The following is a 16,069-nucleotide window of genomic DNA, read 5'->3' as shown; positions in this document are numbered from 1 at the left end:
AGCAGTAAATGAAGATCGAATTCGTCGCGTCCGCGAGCGCCCCTGAGGTTCTCGCCGTCCTCGTCAACGAAGGCCGGGCCTTCGTCGGTGCGGGCAGCCAGCTCGACGCCGCGACGTCCGGGGCGCTCACCCGCGCCATGGCCGCGAGCCGCTTCACCGGTGGATCGAACAGCACCCTTGTCGTCGCCGCCCCCGCGGGCGTTGACGCCTCGACCATCGTGCTGACCGGCGCGGGAGATCCGGGCAAGTTCGACGACCTCGCCCTGGAGGCCGCCGCCGGCGCCGCCTATCACGCGGTGAAGATGTCGGGCGCGACCGCCCTGACCATCGACGCCTCGCACCTGTCGGCCGCCCAGGCCGCGCGCGCCGCCTTCGCCGCCCGTCTGGCCAGCTACCGCTTCCTCAAATACCGCACGACGCTGAAGCCCGAGAAGACGCCGTCGATCGAGACGATCAAGGTCGTCGCTGCCGACCCGAAGGCCGCCGAGACCGCCTACGCCTCCTTCGCCGCGGTGGCCGAGGCCGTGGAGTTCTCGCGCGATCTGGTCAGCGAACCCGCCAACATCCTGTACCCGGAAGAGTTCGCCAAGCGCGTGAAGGGTCTCGAAAAACTCGGCCTCGAGGTCGAAATTCTCGGCGAGAAGGAACTGACCAAGCTCGGCTTCAACACCCTGCTGGCCGTCGGCATGGGCAGCGTGCGCGAAAGCCAGGTCGCCATCATGAAATGGAACGGCGGCAAGAAGGGCGAACAGCCCATCGCCTTCGTCGGCAAGGGCGTCTGCTTCGACACCGGCGGCATCTCCATCAAGCCGGCCGACGGCATGGAAGAAATGAAATGGGACATGGGCGGCGCCGCCGCCGTGTCCGGCCTCATGCATGCGCTGGCCGGCCGCAAGGCGAAGGTCAACGCCATCGGTGTCATCGGTCTGGTCGAGAACATGCCCGACGGCGCGGCCCAGCGTCCGGGCGATGTGGTCATGTCCCTGTCGGGCCAGTCGGTCGAGGTCCTGAACACCGACGCCGAGGGCCGCCTCGTTCTGGCCGACTGCCTCTGGTATACCCAGGAGCGTTTCAAGCCGAAATTCATGCTCGACCTGGCCACTCTGACGGGCGCCATGATCGTCGCTCTGGGTCTGGAATACGCCGGCGTCTTCTCCAACTCGGACGAACTGGCCAACAACTTCCTGGCCGCTGCTCCCAAGGTCGGCGAGAACGCCTGGCGGATGCCGATCCCGGCCGCCTACGAGCGCCACATCGACACCCCGATCGCCGATGTGAAGAACACCGGCAACGGCCGCGCGGGCGGCTCGATCACTGCCGCCCTGTTCCTGCAGCGCTTCACCAACGGCACGCCCTGGGCTCACATCGACATCGCGCCGACGGCCTGGGTCAAGGATTCCAAGAGCCCGACCGTGCCGGACGGCGCCGTGGGCTGGGGCGTGCGCACGCTCGACCGGATGGTGGCTGACTCCTACGAGTCCTGATCCATTTCGAGAGGTAGAACCGGGTGTCTGACGCAACGCCGGAAATCTGGTTCTACCATCTCGAGCGCTCGACGCTGGACCAGGTCCTGCCCGGTCTGCTGGAAAAGACGCGGGAGCGGGGCTGGAAGGCGCTCGTCCGGGCATCCGACCCGCATCTGCTCGACGATATCGACGAGCGGCTGTGGACGTACCGCGACGACAGTTTCCTCGCCCATGGCCGCGCCGGCGAGCCCGAGGCGGCGCGTCAGCCCATCCTGCTGACCGACTCGACCGAGAACCCGAACGCGGCTCAGGCGCTGTTCATCGTGGACAGTGCTGAACTGGGCGACACGAAAGGCTTCGACCGATGCTTCATCATCTTCGACGGACGGAACGACGAGGCGCTGTCGGGCGCGCGGGTCCGCTGGAAGACGCTGAAGGATCAGGGCGCGAACCTCGCTTACTGGAAACAGTCGCCCGAAGGTCGCTGGGAAAAGGCGGCCTGATCGCCCTGACGGCGCTGGCGGCCTGTACGACGCCGGCTTCTGACGCCTCGGCGCCGCGCGCCATTGAGCAGGCCCAGCTGAACCCGCCGGTCGGGTCCCAGCCCACCTATCCGACCGTGGACATGTGCCGGGCGGGCGAGCTTCAGTGGCTGGTCGGGAAACCGAAGACCGACATTCCCGTTCCTGTTGATGTTGTGAACCGTCGGGTCACCTGCACGACCTGCCCCGTGACCGAGGACTATGCGCCCCAGCGCCTGAACATCTTCTTCAACGAGCAGACGCAGATCGTGGAACAGGTCCGCTGCGGCTGACGCACCCAGGGAGACTCCGCCGATGAAGACCCTTGCACCCATCCTCGGGGCCGCCAGCCTGATGGCCGCCTGCGCTCCGGTCGAACCGACCGCCCCGACGACGCCGTCGGACGGTCCCACCCAGTGTCGGGCGGACCAGTACCAGCGCTACGTCGGCCGCAACCGCTCCGAACTGCCGGCCAAGCCCGCCAACGAGAACTGGCGCGTGACCTGCACCACCTGTCCGGTGACGATGGACTACAGCCCCTCGCGCCTCAACATCCTCTACGAGGAACGCACCGGGATCATCCGCGAGGTCAAATGCGGATGAGGGCGCTTCTCTGGGCTACGGGCCTGACGCTGGCGGCGTGCGCGCCGGTCGATACGCCCGAAACGACCCCGATTCCGCAACGCTGTGACGCGGCGGCGTCGCAGTCGCTGATCGGCTCCCACGTCGGGGCGGTGTCGTTCCCGGCCGACGCCAACGTCCGCGTCGTCTGCACCACCTGTCCGACGACCAAGGATCTGCGTCCTGACCGGCTGAACGTCCGCTTCAATCAGGCCACCGGCATCATCGAACGCGTCGACTGCGGCTGATCCCGCTTGGCGTTCCCCGTCTTTCGCGGCAGGGTGGCGTGAGGGACGGGGAGACGGGTTGATGCGCAGGATGCTTATGGCCGGGGTGGCGTTGACCGCCGCCCTGATCGGACCGGCCGCCGTCGCCGATGCGACCGCCGACAGCGCCGTGCGCGCCCTGCTGGAACGTCCGCAGGTCTGCGGTCAGGCTGGCTCGGCCAACGCCGGCACGCCGGTCGCCGACATGGTCATGGTCGACGGCTTCGGAACGGGCGGCTTCACCATCGACACGGCCAACCCCGAGGCCCAGGCCTGGTTCAACCATGGTGTCCGCCTGCGCTGGGCGTTCGAGCACAAGGAGTCTGTGCGCGCCTTCCGCAAGGCCCGGCTGCTGGATCCGGCCTGCGCCATGTGCGCCTGGGGCGAGGCATGGGCGCTGGGCCCCAATCTGAATGGCGGCGGAAACGACGACGAAAGCCTCGCCGCCGCGCTCAAGGCCGCGCGGGAAGCCCGCCGGATGTCACGCAAGGCGACGCCGATGCAGCGCCAGATGATTGACGCACTCGTCCAGCGCTATTCGGGCTGGAAATCCTCGCGCAGCCGCCGGTTCGCCCAGTCGATGGACCGGATCGCTCGCAACAATCCGACCGACGTCACGGTGGCCGCACTCACGGCGGACGCATGGATGCTGAACGCTGATGAATGGTGGGATCACGACGGCAAGGCCGCCGATCCCGGCATTACCCGCGCCATGACGATTCTCGAACAGACCCTCGCCCAGGCCCCCAACGATCCCGGCGCCATCCACCTGTATATCCATCTGACCGAATGGTCGGACGATCCGCACAAGGCCATTCCCTATGGCGAGCGTCTGGCGGCGCTCGCCCCCGGCGCCAGCCATCTGGTGCATATGCCGTCGCACACCTTCTATCGCGTGGGCCGGTACAAGGACGCCATGATGTCCAACGTCAACGCCGTGGCGCTCGACCGGCGCTACGACGGGCTGGCGCGGCCGCCGGGGGGCGTGCCCGGCATGCCGCTGCACGGGCACAACATCCACTTCGGCATGGGCGGCGCGCTGATGGCGGGCGGCGGCGAGGAGGGGCTGAAGCTGGCCGACTGGTTCCTGGCCACCTATCCCGAAATTCCCGCGACCAATGTCTGGCGTCAGGCCATGGCCAACAATGCCTATGCCATCTACGGCCGCTTCGGCTCGCCGGAGAAGGTCGCCTCGCTGACCGAGCCGGCAGAACGCCATCCCATGCTGCGCGTCAGCTGGCGCTTCGCCCGGGGCGAGGCCGCGGCGCGGGCAGGGGACGCGGCGGCCGTCCGCGCCGAGGCCGTGGCGATCGCCGCCCTTCGGGGGGCGCCCGACTTCGCCGCCGGGCCTCAGGGCAAGATGCGCAACGAGTTCACCGAGGTCTCGCAGCGCGTGCTGGAAGGCCGCGCCGCCATGATCGAGGGCAACGCCGACGCGGCCATCGCCGCCTTCACCCGGGCGGCTGAAATTCAGGCCAGTGGCGATTCCGAGGGCGGCGACCCGCCGATCCTCTGGTACCCGACGCGTCGCAGCCTCGCCGCCGCCATGCTTCTGAAGGGCGATGCGGCGGGCGCAAAGGCGAAGATTCTTGAACTGCTCGAGGACTGGCCCGGCGACCCGTACAGCTATTTCGTCCTCGCCGAGGCCGAGACAGTGCTGGGCGACCCGTCGGCCGCAGCGGACGCGCGCCGCAAGGCGGCTGTCGAATGGATCGGCGGACCGATGGACCTGAAGCTGGCCTAGGACGGCGCGGCGACCGCCATATTGTCGATCAGACGGGTCCGCCCCAGCCACGCCGCCGCCAGAATGCGGGCGGGCGCATCCACGAACCCGTCGCCGAACGGCGCCAGATCGTCGGCGCGACGGACAGCGACATAGTCGATGCGTTCGAACCCGGCCTTCAGCAGCGCCGCATGGGCGTCGCGTTCGACCACGGCCAGCGGAAGCCGCGCCGACGCCTGTATGCCGGCCTCGGCCAGCACGCCGTTCAGCCGCCGCGCGGTCTCCAGCTCGGCCTCGCTGAGGTAGGCGTTGCGCGATGACAGGGCCAGTCCGTGGCCGTCCCGCTCGGTCGGCGAGCCGACGATGTCGGTCGGGATGTCCAGATCGCGCGCCATGCGTCGCACGACCATCAGCTGCTGATAGTCCTTCTCGCCGAACACAGCCACGTCGGCCTGGGCCTGATTGAGCAGCTTGGCCACCACCACGGCCACGCCGCCGAAGAAGTGCGGCCGGAAGTCGGTTTCCAGCCCCGCGGATGGACCGCCGACGCTGACGGCCGTGACGAAGCCTTCCGGGTACATTTCCTCGACCGTCGGGGCGAACAGCAGGTGGCAGCCGGCGCCCGCCAGCATTTCGGCGTCCTGCGCCTCGCGCCGGGGATAGGTGCCCAGATCCTCATGCGCCGCGAACTGGGTCGGGTTGACGAAAACGCTGGCGACGATGCGGTCCGTCCGGCGGCCGGCTTCCCGAACAAGGGTCAAGTGACCTTCGTGCAACGCTCCCATGGTCGGAACGAAGCCGACGGTGAACCCTTGCCGCTTCCACGCGCTGACCTGTTCGCGCAGTGCGGCAATGGTGCGGACGACGGGAAGGGACGTGGGCTCGGTCATGATGAACGGATTAACCCTTCGGCTTAAGCCTGCTTGTGAACCGTGCGGCAAAACCCGCCATGCAAGGGTTGGCTTATGACGCCGAGCCTCCTGATCCGTCCAGTGCTTGTCCTTCTCGCCGCCTCGGGCCTGACCGCCTGCGGCATGGTCGACGCCGACCCGCACCGTTTCGAGAACATGGCCGAATCCGTCGCCGCCATCCCGCTCGACGACGGTCCGCGCGTCGAGGCGACGCCTGCGATGCAACGCACGGCGACCGATACTCGTCTGCGCCCCGCCATTCGCGTCGAGGTTCTGGATCCTCACGCCCTCTGGGACGCCCGTGACGCCGATTTGAACGGCATGGTCGAACGCAACGCCCCGCGTCTCGTGGCTGCGGCCGCGCCCGCGATGGCTGACGCCGCCGTCCAGCAGGTCTCGACCCGTATTGACGCCGCCGCGTCACGCGCCGGTCTTCGTCCCGCTCTTCAGGCCAGTCCGGCCGCTGCAACCGCTGCTCCGGCCGCCGCGCGCGGTCTGGTGCAACTGGGCGCCTATTCCAGCGAAGCCTCGGCGCGCGAAGCCTGGACCCGTCTCAAGGCAGGACAGGCGGCCTGGGCCCTCGACGGCCTGTCGCCCGTCTATGAGGCCGTCGATGTCGGCGGTCGCAGTCTGACCCGGCTGAAGGTGCGCACGCCCGCCGCCGGCGCCGCCGCTGTGTGCGCCGCCGCCGGGATCGACGATCCCTGGTGCCGCCGCGCCGTCTAGCCGGCATCCACAGACCTTCGGTCCGTCTGCGTTGACGCCGGCCCCGCCGGCCGCGATTCTGCCTGTTCTGGCCGCGCGTCTGAGTCGGCGGCCCCACACAGGTATGAGTCTCCATGGCTGACCCCACGGTCATCGTCGTCGGCAACGAAAAGGGCGGAGCGGGCAAGTCCACGCTCGCCATCCACATCGTCACCGCCCTGCTGCACGCCGGAAAGCGCGTCGCCATCATCGATCTGGACCTGCGCCAGCGGTCGATGGCCAAATTCTTCGCCAACCGCGCCGCCTGGACGGCGGCCAACGGCCAACCCCTGCCCATGCCGGTCGAGCCCGACATGGGCGACGGCAAGGTCCTCGCCCGCGCCGACGAGGCCGAACAGCTGGCCCGGTTCGAAGCCGCCTTCGCCGAAGCCAAGGCCTCTTCGGACGTCATCCTGATCGACACACCGGGCGGCGACACCCTGCTGTCGCGCACGGCGCACGGCCTCGCCGACCAGATCGTCACCCCGATGAACGACAGCTTCGTCGACTTCGACCTGCTGGGTTCGGTCGATCCGGTCACCCTCGACCTGCTCAAGCCCTCGATCTATTCCGAGAGCGTCTGGGAGGCCCGCAAGCAGCGCGCCATCACCCAGGGCCGTCATGCCCAGATCGACTGGATCGTGGTCACCAACCGCCTCGCCGTCGCGGCCGCCCGCAACCGCCAGCGTCTGGAAGAGCGGATGGAGAAGCTGGCGCGCCGCGTCGGCTTCCGCATGGGCCCCGGCCTGCGCGACCGCGTCATCTATCGCGAGCTGTTCCCGTTCGGCCTGACCGTCGCGGACCTGTCCAACGATATCCGGCCCGTGGCCGTGTCCCTGGCCCACGTCGCCGCTCGTCAGGAGATGCGCAGTCTGATGCACGCGCTCGGCCTCGACGGCGGCGCGCTGGACGCCCCGCTCGACGCGGCGGCATGACGTCTTGAGCCTGATCTGGCTGGCCCTCGCTGCGATCGCCGTCTGGGCCCTGGTCCGGCTGGGCCGCCAGAGCGAGGGAAGAGGCCGGGGCCAGTGGCGGGTCGCCGCCACCCTGTTCAGCGCGGTGATGCTGGCCGGCGGGGTTCTGCTGGCCTCCCGCGGCGCCTGGGTCCCCGCTGTCGGCCTGATCGGCGCGAGCCTGTGGCTGACGATCGCCTCCCGACAGCGCTCCGTACCGCCCCGCAGCGATGCGATCAGCGACAAGGAAGCCCGCGCCATCCTCGGCGTATCGGCCGACGCCACGGTTCAGGACATCAACGCCGCCTGGAAACGCCTGATGGGCCGCGCCCATCCTGATCAGGGCGGGACGGAAGGTTTGGCGTCGCGGCTGAACGCGGCGCGAGACAGGTTGCTGAAGCGGTGAACGCACCACCTCTCCCTCCCCCGAAGTGGGGAGGGACGATCGCGTAGCGATCCGGGTGGGGAATTGCAGCCTCCGGCGCGGACAGCGGCAGGTTCACACTGCCCCACCCGGGCTCCGCTCCGCTCCGCCGTCCCTCCCCATGAAGGGGAGGGAGAACGCTGGATCAGGCCTTCGGCTTGGCCGGCTTCTTCACCGCAGCCTTCTTCGCGGCCGGTTTCTTGGCCGCGGGCTTCTTCGCCGCCGCCTTCTTGGCCGGAGCCTTCTTGCCCTTGGACGGCGCCGCCAGAGCCCGCGCCGCCAGCAGGGGCAGGGCGTCTTCCAGCGTCAGATCTTCCGGCGCCGTGCCCTTGGGCAGGGTGGCGTTGATCTTGCCCGACTTCACATAAGGGCCGAAGCGGCCCGCCATGACGTGAATAGGCTCGCCCGTCTCCGGGTGGGCGCCCAGATCCTTCAGCGGCGCCGCAGCCGCGCCGCGTCCGGCGAACTTGCCCGCCCGCTTCTCGGCCAGCAGCACGACCGCGCGGTTCAGCCCGACCTCGAACACCTCGTCGATGTCGGCGACATTGGCGTAGGTCCCGGCGTGCAGCACCGCCTGCTCGAGGCTCAGCGACGCCGGAGACCAGCCCTTCGGCAGGGACGAGCGTTTCGGCTTCTCCTCGCCGGGCGGCGTGGTTTCCACATACGGCCCGAAGCGGCCGATCTTCAGCGACACGGGCTGGCCCGTGACCGGATCGACGCCCAGTTCCCGATCGCCGCCATCTGCACCGCCGTCGGCCGCGTCAGGCGTGGCCACGGGCCGCGTGAACTTGCAGTCGGGATAGCGCGAACAGCCGATGAAGGCGCCGAACCGGCTGGTCTTCAGGCTCAACTGGCCCTGTTTGCACAGCGGGCATTCGCGCGGATCGGACCCGTCTTCCTTCTGCGGGAAGATGTGATGACCCAGCGACTCGTTCAGGGCGTCGAGGATCGCCGTGGTGCGCAGTTCGCCCGCGGCCTGGGTCGCGACATAGAAGTCGGACCAGAACTCGCGCAGCAGCACCTTCCAGTTCAGTTCGCCGGCCGAAACCTCGTCCAGCCGGGTCTCCAGCGCCGCGGTGAAGTCGTACTCCACCCATTTGGCGAAGAACTCCTCGAGGAAGGCCGTGACCAGCCGTCCCTTGTCCTCGGGATAGAAGCGGTTCTTGTCGGTACGGACGTATTCGCGGTCGCGCAGCGTCGTCAGGATCGAGGCGTAGGTCGACGGACGGCCGATGCCCAGTTCTTCCAGCTTCTTCACCAGCGTCGCTTCCGAATAGCGCGGGGGCGGCTCGGTGAAATGCTGTTCGGTGCGTATGGCCTCGACCCTGGCCACAGCGCCTTCCTTCAGAGCGGGCAGGCGGGTGGTCTCGTCCTCGTCTTCCGCGCCGTCCTTGGGCTTGTCGTCACGGCCCTCTTCGTAGACGGCCATAAAGCCGTCGAAGGCCACGACCTGACCGGTGGCGCGCAGGCCCGTCTGGCCCGTGGGCTCCTCGATCTCGACCGTAGTCCGGTCCAGACGGGCGGACTCCATCTGGCTGGCGATGGTCCGCTTCCAGATCAGTTCGTACAGCTTCTGCAGGTCGCCATCGAGACGCAGGGTCTCGGGCGCCCGGGTCATGTTGGTCGGACGAATCGCTTCGTGCGCTTCCTGAGCGTTCTTGGCTTTGGTCTTGTAATAGCGGGGTTGTTCCGGAACGTAGGCTGGCCCGAACCGGTCGCCGATGACCTCGCGCGCCTGGGCGATGCCCTCGGGACTGACTGACAGGCCGTCGGTCCGCATATAGGTGATCAGACCGCCCTGATCGTCGACGCCCTCATACAGTTTCTGCGCCGCCTGCATCGTCCGCTGCGCCGTGAAGCCCAGCTTGCGCGAGGCTTCCTGCTGCAGGGTCGAGGTCATGAACGGCGGAGCCGGGGCGCGCTTGACCGGCTTCTTCTCCACCGAGGCGATGGTGAAGGTCCCGGCGTTGATGGCGTCCCGCGCCGCCGTCGCCATGGCTTCCGACGTGATGTCCAGCCGCTGCACCCGCTTGCCGGCGTGCTTGACCAGCCGGGTGGTGAAAGGCGGGCTGTCGGCGTTCAGGTCGGCCTCGACGGACCAGTATTCCTGCGCCTTGAACTTCTCGATCTCCATCTCGCGATCGACGACGATGCGCAGGGCGACCGACTGCACCCGGCCGGCCGACCGCGCGCCGGGCAGCTTGCGCCACAGCACGGGCGACAGGGTGAAGCCCACCAGATAGTCCAGCGCGCGGCGGGCCAGATAGGCCTCGACCAGCTCCATGTCGATCTGGCGCGGATTGGCCATCGCCTCGAGCACGGCGCTCTTGGTGATGGCGTTGAAGGTGACCCGCTCGACGTGGCCTCGCCCTCGCGGTCGGGGTCGGTGGCCAGGATGACGCGGTCGGACTTCTTGGCGACCTCGGCGATCTCGCTCAGCCGCTTGGAGGCCTTGGCGTCGATCTCCCACGTCATGGCGAAGTCGTCGTCGGGCAGCACCGACCCGTCCTTGGACGGCAGGTCGCGGACATGCCCGTAGGACGCCAGGACGGTGAAGTCCGGGCCCAGATATTTGTTGATGGTCTTGGCCTTTGCGGGGCTCTCGACGACGACGAGGTTCATGCGGGGAGGGGGCCTTGGCGGAAAGGGGGCGGAACGTGGTTGGAGCGAGCCTCGCTGTCAATCGGCGTATCAGAACCGCAACCCGTAATACGGCGTTTGATCTTGTAAAACACGTAGAAGTTGTGCATAACCCGACGCGTCTACAGGAGTCAGACATGACCGACCGGACTGTCCCGCCCGTTGCGCCGTCTTCCCGTCGAACCGTGGGCGCTCCGGCGCGTGACCCGGTCCGGGAATACGTCGGCGACTTCGCCGGGCAACTGGCTCTGATGGCGCGGGAGGCGGGCGACGAGGCACTGGCGCAGGCGCTGGAGGCGGCCGTGGTGCTCTCGAACCGTCCGCTGGTCCATCCTGTCGTGGTGGCTACGCCCCTCAAACGCAGCGCCTAGCTGGACGCCAGGCCGCCGGACAACAGCGTCGCCCGCCCCGCCAGGCTGAGCTCCAGCAGGGCCGCCGCCACAGCCCCGACCGGAGCACCCGTCGCCCGCGCCAGCTCGTCGCGCGGCGTCGGCGTGGGCGACAGCAGGGCTGCGACCCGTTCGATCAGCGCCGCGTCGATCTCGTCCGGCGCGCCCCGGAAAGGATCGTCAGCCCCGGGCTCCCGCAGCGTACGCAAGGTCGAGAAGGCGCGCTCCACGTCTTCCAGCCCCTCGCACAGGATGGCGCCCTGCCGCAGCAGCTCATTCGGCCCCTTCGAGCGGGGATCAAGCGGCGAGCCCGGCACGGCGAAGACGTCGCGGCCCTGTTCCGCCGCCAGCCGCGCCGTGATCAGCGAACCGGACCTCAGCTCCGCCTCGACGACGATCACCCCGCGCGACAGGCCCGAGATGATGCGGTTCCGGCGCGGGAAATCCTTCGCCTGCGCCCGCGCCCCGACCGGGCTTTCGGAAACGACGCAGCCCTGGTCGACGATCTGGCGATAGAGGTCGGCGTTGTCCGGCGGATAGATGTCATCCACCCCGCCGCCCAGCACCGCAACTGTGCCCGTCGGCAGCGACCCGGCGTGCGCCGCCGCGTCGATCCCGCGCGCCAGACCCGAGACGACGACATGCCCGGCCTGGCCCAGTTGCTGCGCCAGCCCGCGTGCGATCCGCTGGCCGCCCGCCGAGGCGATCCGGGCGCCGACGATGGCGATGCAGGGCCGGCGCATCAGGCTGGCGTCGCCTATGGTCCACAGCACGGGCGGCGGTGGGTCGGTCGCCGCGAGCGGTTCGGGAAAGTCTGCGTCGCCCAGCGCCAGCAGCCGCGCGCCGATCCGGTCGCCTGCGGCGAGTTCCTGTTCAATCAGGCCAACGGCAGGCGGGCCTTCACCCTTGCCGCCTGCGCGCCGCACCAGTTCGGGCAGGGCCTCCAGCGCGCGTTCCGCCGTTCCGTACCGGTCCAGCAACTGGCGGAAGGTCACCGGGCCGACCCGGTCGGTGCGCGCCAGCCTCAGCCGCGCGAATCGCTCCGCCTCCGACAGGGGCGGCGAGGGGCTCACCCCTTTTTGGCGCCGATGCGGGGTTCCGTCCCCTTCAGCAGGCGGGCGATGTTCTCATGGTGGCGGATCCAGATCAGGGCCGCGGTGAACACCGACAGGGCCGCGACCGGCGCCGGCGCGGGCAGGCCGAGCGCCGTCAGCGGCAGGATGGCGTAGACCGGCGCGGCGACCGCGGCGATCAGGGCCGCGAGCGAGGACATCCGGAACAGGGCCGCGACCAGCAGCCAGGTGGCGCCCGCCAGCAGACCCAGCGGCCAGCAGGCGGCCAGCAGCAGGCCAAAGAAGGTCGCCACGCCCTTGCCGCCCTTGAAGCCCAGCCAGACGGGGAACAGGTGGCCGAGGAAGGCCGCGCCTCCGGCGATGGCCCCCGCGACTTCGCTGTCGAACAGCTGTCGCGCAATCAGCAGGGCGACGGCCCCCTTGCCGGCGTCCAGGATCAGGGTGGCGAAGGCCAGATCCTTGCGGCCGGTCCGCAGCACATTGGTCGCGCCGATGTTGCCCGAACCGATGCTGCGCACGTCCTCGCCCGTGACGAGGCGCGTCAGGATCACCCCGAACGGAATGGAGCCCAGCAGGTAGCCGCCGACCGCCACGAGGGCGAGCGTCCCGAGAGCGGGTCCGACCAGATCCTGCAAGTGATTCGCTCCCTCTTAGCGTGCGTCGTGGACGATGCGTCCGCCGACGACGGTAAGCAACACCCGGCCTTGAAGACGGCGTCCGTCGAAGGGGGAGTTTTTCGATTTCGACTTCAGCGCATCCGCATCGACCACGATCGGCGCACCCGGATCGAACAGGGTCAGGTCGGCGGGCGCGCCCGCGGTCAGTACGCCGGCGTCCAGTCCCAGCAGGGTCGCCGGCCCGAGCGTCAAGGGCCGCAGGATGTCCAGCAGGTCCAGCCCGTCCTCGTGGTGCAGCGACAGGGCGGCCGCCAGCAGGGTCTCCAGCCCGACCGCGCCCGGAGTCGCCTCGGCGAACGGCCGACGCTTGTCCTCGGCGGGGGCGGGGGCGTGGGCGCTGGTGATGGCGTCGATCAGCCCGTCCCGAACGGCCTCGATCAGGGCCTGCCGGTCGCTCTCGGGACGCAGCGGCGGGTCCAGCCGGTAGAAGGTCCGGTAATCGCCGATGTCGATCTCGTTGAAGCACAGGTGGTTGATCGACACCGAGGCGGCGACCTCCAGCCCTTTTGCGCGAGCTCGCGCCAACGTCTCCAGCGCGCCCTCGGTCGAAATCTGGTCGACAAGGAAGCGCGCGCCCGTCTGTTCGACGAGGGCGAGATCGCGCTCCAGCTGGATGCGTTCCGCGATGGCTGGCGCCGAGGCCAGACCCAGCCGTGTCGCCAATTCGCCCGAGGTCGCCACCGACCCCTCGCTCAGCCACGGCTCGGCCGGACGGCAGGAAATCAGGGCGTTGAAGGCGGCGGCGTAGCTCATCACCCGCTGCAGCGTCCTGGTATTGGCGATGACCTTGTCGACGTCGGTGAAATAAAGCGCGCCGGCCTCGTCCATCAGGCCGATCTCGGCCATGCGGACCCCGTCGCGCGCCTTGGTGGCCGCGCCCGCCGCCCGGACGTTGACGAGGTTCAGGGCCGCGCCGCGCCGCTGGATGAATTCGATCATCGCCGGATCGTCCAGCGCCGGGTCGGTGTCGGGCTGGATGACGATGGTGGTCACGCCGCCCGCCGCCGCCGACAGGCTGGCCGACTTCAACGTCTCCTTGGGCTCCGCGCCCGGTTCGCCGGTCTTGACACGGATGTCGATCAGCCCCGGCGACAGGCACAGGCCGCCCGCGTCGATGACTGTCGCGCCCTCTGGCGCAACCGCGCCGGCTCCATGGACGACTTCGGTGATCCGGCCGTCCTCGACCAGCACGGCGCCGGGGCCGTCATAGTCAGTCGCGGGATCCAGCAACCGCGCATTCAGGATGGCGATCGCGCTCATGCTGACGCTCCATCCAGCCGCGCAGACAGGGCCGCCAGCACGGCCATCCGCGCCGCCACCCCCATCTCGACCTGATCCTGAATCAGGGAGACGGTCAGATCGTCCGCCACGTCGGAGTCGATTTCGACGCCCCGGTTCATTGGCCCCGGATGCATCACCTTCGCCCCCGGATTGGCCCAGGACAGTTTCTCGCGGTCCAGACCCCAGAAACGGAAATACTCGCGGGTCGAGGGCACCAGCGCCCCCTCCATCCGCTCCAGCTGCAGGCGCAGCATCATCACGACGTCGCAGCCCTTCAGACCCTCGCGCATGTCATGGAAGACCTCGCAGCCCCACCGGTCAGCGTCGCCGGGAACCAGCGTCGGCGGCCCGATCAACCGCACCCGCGCGCCCATCATCGACAGCATCGACACATTGGACCGCGCGACGCGGCTGTGGGCTATGTCGCCGCAGATCGCGACCGTCAGCCCGCCCACGTCGCCGAACGCGCGGCGCAGGCTCAGCAGGTCCAGCAGCGCCTGTGTCGGATGCTCATGGCGCCCGTCGCCCGCATTCACGACCGCGCAGCCGACCTTCTGCGCCAGCAGGGCCGCCGCGCCCGAGGCGCCGTGACGGACTACCAGCACGTCCGGCTTCATCGCGTTCAGCGTGGCCGCCGTATCGATCAGCGTCTCGCCCTTGGCCACCGACGAGGTGCGGGGGCTCAGGGCTGTCACATCGGCGCCCAGCCGCTTGGCCGCGATCTCGAACGAGGCGCTGGTGCGGGTCGAGTTCTCGAAGAACAGGTTCATGACCGTGCGCCCGCGCATCAGGTCCAGCGACTTCGAGGATTGGCGGTTGAAGTCGACGAAGGCGTCGGCCAGATCCAGCAGCGGCGGCGTGGTGGCGGCGTTCAGATCGCCCGCCGACAGGAAATGGCTGCGCGGGAACGGCGCCAGCCGCTCGAGAATCAGATCGGTGAGTGCGGCAGGCTGGCTCATCGAGGCCCGCCTATAGGGCGCATCTACGCCAGATGGAATAGCGCCAGCAGGATCGGAATGCTCAACGCGCTTCCGACCGTGGTCAGCGCCACGATCCCGGCCATCAGCGGCGCGTCCCCGCCCATCTGCCGCGCGAGGATGTAGCTGGCCGCCGCGCCCGGCGCTGCGCCGCACAGCAGGGCCACCCCCTGCGCCAGCTCATCACCGCCCAACAGCACGCACAGCCCCCACATCAGCGGCGGCATGATCACCAGTTTGACGAAGCTGACGCCGGCCACGGTCCACTTCCTGCGCGCCACTTCGGCGAAGCTCAGGCCGGCGCCCGCCACGATCAGCCCCAGCGGCAGGGCGGCCGCGCCCAGCAGCTCCAGCGTGTCGGAAATCCCCGCCAGCCTCGGCACGCCGGCGAAATTGAGCGCGAGCCCGATCAGGCAGGCCAGCAGTATGGGATTGGAGAAGACCGCCTTCGCCAACGCCAGCGGCCGCGTGCCCCTCTGGTCCGCGCCCCACCGCGCCAGAGCCACCACGCAGACGATGTTGGTCACCGGAATGATGGCCGCGATCATCACCGCGGCCAGCGCCAGCCCCTCGGTGCCGAATACCGACTGGATCACCGGCAGGAAGACGAAGCTGTTCCAGCGGATCACCCCCTGCAGCACGCTGGTGAACGCCGGGCCGTCGACCTTGATCAACGGCTTTGACAGCAGCGTCACGGCCGCCACGATCAGCACCGCGATCACTGCACTGGCCCCCGCCGCCCCGGCGCTTCCGCCCGACAGATCGGCGTTCCAGATCGCCGGGATCAGAAAGCCAGGATACAGCAGATGGATCGACAGCTTCTCGATCGGCCGCCAGGTTGCGTCGGGCAGAAAGTCGGACTTGCGCAGGCCATAGCCGATGGCGATCAGCACGAAGACCGGCAGCACGCCCGCGATCAGCGCGCCCATCAGCCGCGCAACCGGTCCAGCGCGCCCTGCAATATCCACGCGGCGGCGGTGCGGTCGACCACCTCGGCGCGGCGCTTGCGTGTCAGGTCCAGCTCCCCGATCAGGAACCGCTCCACCGCGCTGGTCGACAGGCGCTCGTCCTGAAAGGCGCAGGGCACGGCGCGGATACGCTGCAGATTGCGGGCGAAGGCGCGGCACGACTGCGCTCTGGGGCCTTCGGTCCCGTCCATGTTCAGCGGCAGGCCGATGACCAGAGCCGAAGCCTTGCGCCCGTCCATCAGTTTCAGCACCGCATGGGCGTCGTCGGTGAATTTCGTCTTGCGGATAAGCGACAGGGGGCTGGCTATCATCCGCGTCGTGTCGGACGCGGCCACGCCGATGGTCTTCTCGCCGAGATCCAGCCCCAGCCAGGGCGTGCCCGGCGGGGTCGAGGCGGCGAGGTCTTCGAGCGAGAGAACTGTCACGGTCTGGCGG

Annotated in this window: 16 protein-coding genes and 1 pseudogene; 9 read left to right on the top strand and 8 right to left on the bottom strand. The window is 69.1% G+C overall.

The window, feature by feature from the left end:
- Positions 1-8: 8 nt before the first annotated feature.
- From ASD25_RS22110 to ASD25_RS22085, 5 genes are all read left to right on the top strand, one after another.
- Positions 9-1,484 (top strand): leucyl aminopeptidase, encoded by a 1,476-nt coding sequence (locus ASD25_RS22110; RefSeq protein WP_056620516.1) that lies wholly within the window; start codon positions 9-11, stop codon positions 1,482-1,484.
- 23 nt (positions 1,485-1,507) lie between these two features.
- On the top strand, positions 1,508-1,969 hold the full coding sequence (locus tag ASD25_RS22105) for a DNA polymerase III subunit chi (RefSeq protein WP_056620514.1): 462 nt from the start codon (positions 1,508-1,510) through the stop codon (positions 1,967-1,969).
- A gap of 333 nt (positions 1,970-2,302) precedes the next feature.
- Positions 2,303-2,590 (top strand): I78 family peptidase inhibitor, encoded by a 288-nt coding sequence (locus tag ASD25_RS22095; RefSeq protein ID WP_056620510.1) that lies wholly within the window; start codon positions 2,303-2,305, stop codon positions 2,588-2,590.
- Positions 2,587-2,856, top strand: coding sequence for a hypothetical protein (locus ASD25_RS22090; RefSeq protein ID WP_056620508.1), 270 nt, complete (start codon positions 2,587-2,589; stop codon positions 2,854-2,856). Before ASD25_RS22095 ends, ASD25_RS22090 begins: the two co-directional genes overlap by 4 nt.
- Before the next feature lie 61 nt (positions 2,857-2,917).
- A complete protein-coding gene (locus ASD25_RS22085; protein WP_056620506.1) occupies positions 2,918-4,618 on the top strand; it encodes a hypothetical protein in 1,701 nt (566 codons plus the stop codon).
- On the opposite strand, the gene panC is transcribed toward ASD25_RS22085, so the two are convergent.
- Positions 4,615-5,487, bottom strand: a complete 873-nt coding sequence (gene panC, locus ASD25_RS22080; protein ID WP_056620504.1) for a pantoate--beta-alanine ligase — start codon at positions 5,485-5,487, stop codon at positions 4,615-4,617. The two genes, ASD25_RS22085 and panC, sit on opposite strands and share 4 nt — an antisense overlap.
- A 102-nt stretch (positions 5,488-5,589) precedes the next feature.
- Here panC and ASD25_RS22075 point away from each other — a divergent pair, with 102 nt between their 5' ends.
- From ASD25_RS22075 to ASD25_RS22065, 3 genes are all read left to right on the top strand, one after another.
- Positions 5,590-6,234 carry an SPOR domain-containing protein gene (locus ASD25_RS22075; RefSeq protein ID WP_156389421.1) on the top strand — a complete coding sequence of 215 codons (645 nt, stop codon included), beginning with the start codon at positions 5,590-5,592 and terminating at the stop codon, positions 6,232-6,234.
- A gap of 113 nt (positions 6,235-6,347) precedes the next feature.
- Positions 6,348-7,187, top strand: a complete 840-nt coding sequence (locus ASD25_RS22070; protein WP_056620501.1) for a division plane positioning ATPase MipZ — start codon at positions 6,348-6,350, stop codon at positions 7,185-7,187.
- A 4-nt stretch (positions 7,188-7,191) separates the two neighbouring features.
- Positions 7,192-7,611: a molecular chaperone DnaJ gene (locus ASD25_RS22065; RefSeq protein WP_056620497.1), complete on the top strand. Its 420-nt coding sequence runs from the start codon at positions 7,192-7,194 to the stop codon at positions 7,609-7,611.
- 163 nt (positions 7,612-7,774) lie between these two features.
- Here ASD25_RS22065 and topA read toward each other — a convergent pair.
- A pseudogene (gene topA / locus ASD25_RS22060) lies at positions 7,775-10,251 on the bottom strand (type I DNA topoisomerase).
- A gap of 155 nt (positions 10,252-10,406) precedes the next feature.
- Here topA and ASD25_RS22055 point away from each other — a divergent pair.
- On the top strand, positions 10,407-10,640 hold the full coding sequence (locus ASD25_RS22055) for a hypothetical protein (protein ID WP_156389420.1): 234 nt from the start codon (positions 10,407-10,409) through the stop codon (positions 10,638-10,640).
- On the opposite strand, the gene dprA is transcribed toward ASD25_RS22055, so the two are convergent.
- Genes dprA through ruvX form a run of 6 tightly spaced genes read right to left on the bottom strand, consistent with a single transcriptional unit; the run spans position 10,637 to position 16,059 of the window.
- Positions 10,637-11,731 carry a DNA-processing protein DprA gene (gene dprA / locus ASD25_RS22050; protein ID WP_056620493.1) on the bottom strand — a complete coding sequence of 365 codons (1,095 nt, stop codon included), beginning with the start codon at positions 11,729-11,731 and terminating at the stop codon, positions 10,637-10,639. The genes ASD25_RS22055 and dprA overlap by 4 nt on opposite strands.
- The gene (gene plsY / locus ASD25_RS22045) at positions 11,728-12,366 is read right to left on the bottom strand and encodes a glycerol-3-phosphate 1-O-acyltransferase PlsY (protein WP_056620491.1); all 639 of its coding nucleotides are present in this window, start codon (positions 12,364-12,366) and stop codon (positions 11,728-11,730) included. Before plsY ends, dprA begins: the two co-directional genes overlap by 4 nt.
- A gap of 15 nt (positions 12,367-12,381) precedes the next feature.
- Positions 12,382-13,668: a dihydroorotase gene (gene pyrC / locus ASD25_RS22040; protein ID WP_056620489.1), complete on the bottom strand. Its 1,287-nt coding sequence runs from the start codon at positions 13,666-13,668 to the stop codon at positions 12,382-12,384.
- Positions 13,665-14,648, bottom strand: a complete 984-nt coding sequence (locus ASD25_RS22035) for an aspartate carbamoyltransferase catalytic subunit (RefSeq protein WP_056620487.1) — start codon at positions 14,646-14,648, stop codon at positions 13,665-13,667. Before ASD25_RS22035 ends, pyrC begins: the two co-directional genes overlap by 4 nt.
- A gap of 23 nt (positions 14,649-14,671) precedes the next feature.
- The gene (locus tag ASD25_RS22030) at positions 14,672-15,595 is read right to left on the bottom strand and encodes an AEC family transporter (RefSeq protein ID WP_056620485.1); all 924 of its coding nucleotides are present in this window, start codon (positions 15,593-15,595) and stop codon (positions 14,672-14,674) included.
- Positions 15,595-16,059: a Holliday junction resolvase RuvX gene (gene ruvX, locus ASD25_RS22025; protein ID WP_056620483.1), complete on the bottom strand. Its 465-nt coding sequence runs from the start codon at positions 16,057-16,059 to the stop codon at positions 15,595-15,597. The genes ASD25_RS22030 and ruvX overlap by 1 nt, the downstream gene beginning before the upstream one ends.
- Between the last annotated feature and the right edge of the window lie 10 nt (positions 16,060-16,069).

The sequence above is a fragment of the Brevundimonas sp. Root1423 genome (assembly GCF_001426805.1).
Note: the sequence above shows the minus strand (reverse complement) of the source record. Positions and strands in the feature narration are given on the sequence as shown.

Coding starts and splice junctions, on each gene's coding strand:
- ASD25_RS22110 (WP_056620516.1), top strand. CDS start 9: ATGAAGATCGAATTCGTCGCGTCCGCGAGCGCCCCTGAGGTTCTCGCC.
- ASD25_RS22095 (WP_056620510.1), top strand. CDS start 2,303: ATGAAGACCCTTGCACCCATCCTCGGGGCCGCCAGCCTGATGGCCGCC.
- ASD25_RS22090 (WP_056620508.1), top strand. CDS start 2,587: ATGAGGGCGCTTCTCTGGGCTACGGGCCTGACGCTGGCGGCGTGCGCG.
- ASD25_RS22085 (WP_056620506.1), top strand. CDS start 2,918: ATGCGCAGGATGCTTATGGCCGGGGTGGCGTTGACCGCCGCCCTGATC.
- panC (WP_056620504.1), bottom strand. CDS start 5,487: ATGACCGAGCCCACGTCCCTTCCCGTCGTCCGCACCATTGCCGCACTG.
- ASD25_RS22070 (WP_056620501.1), top strand. CDS start 6,348: ATGGCTGACCCCACGGTCATCGTCGTCGGCAACGAAAAGGGCGGAGCG.
- ASD25_RS22055 (WP_156389420.1), top strand. CDS start 10,407: ATGACCGACCGGACTGTCCCGCCCGTTGCGCCGTCTTCCCGTCGAACC.
- pyrC (WP_056620489.1), bottom strand. CDS start 13,668: ATGAGCGCGATCGCCATCCTGAATGCGCGGTTGCTGGATCCCGCGACT.
- ASD25_RS22035 (WP_056620487.1), bottom strand. CDS start 14,648: ATGAGCCAGCCTGCCGCACTCACCGATCTGATTCTCGAGCGGCTGGCG.
- ASD25_RS22030 (WP_056620485.1), bottom strand. CDS start 15,595: ATGGGCGCGCTGATCGCGGGCGTGCTGCCGGTCTTCGTGCTGATCGCC.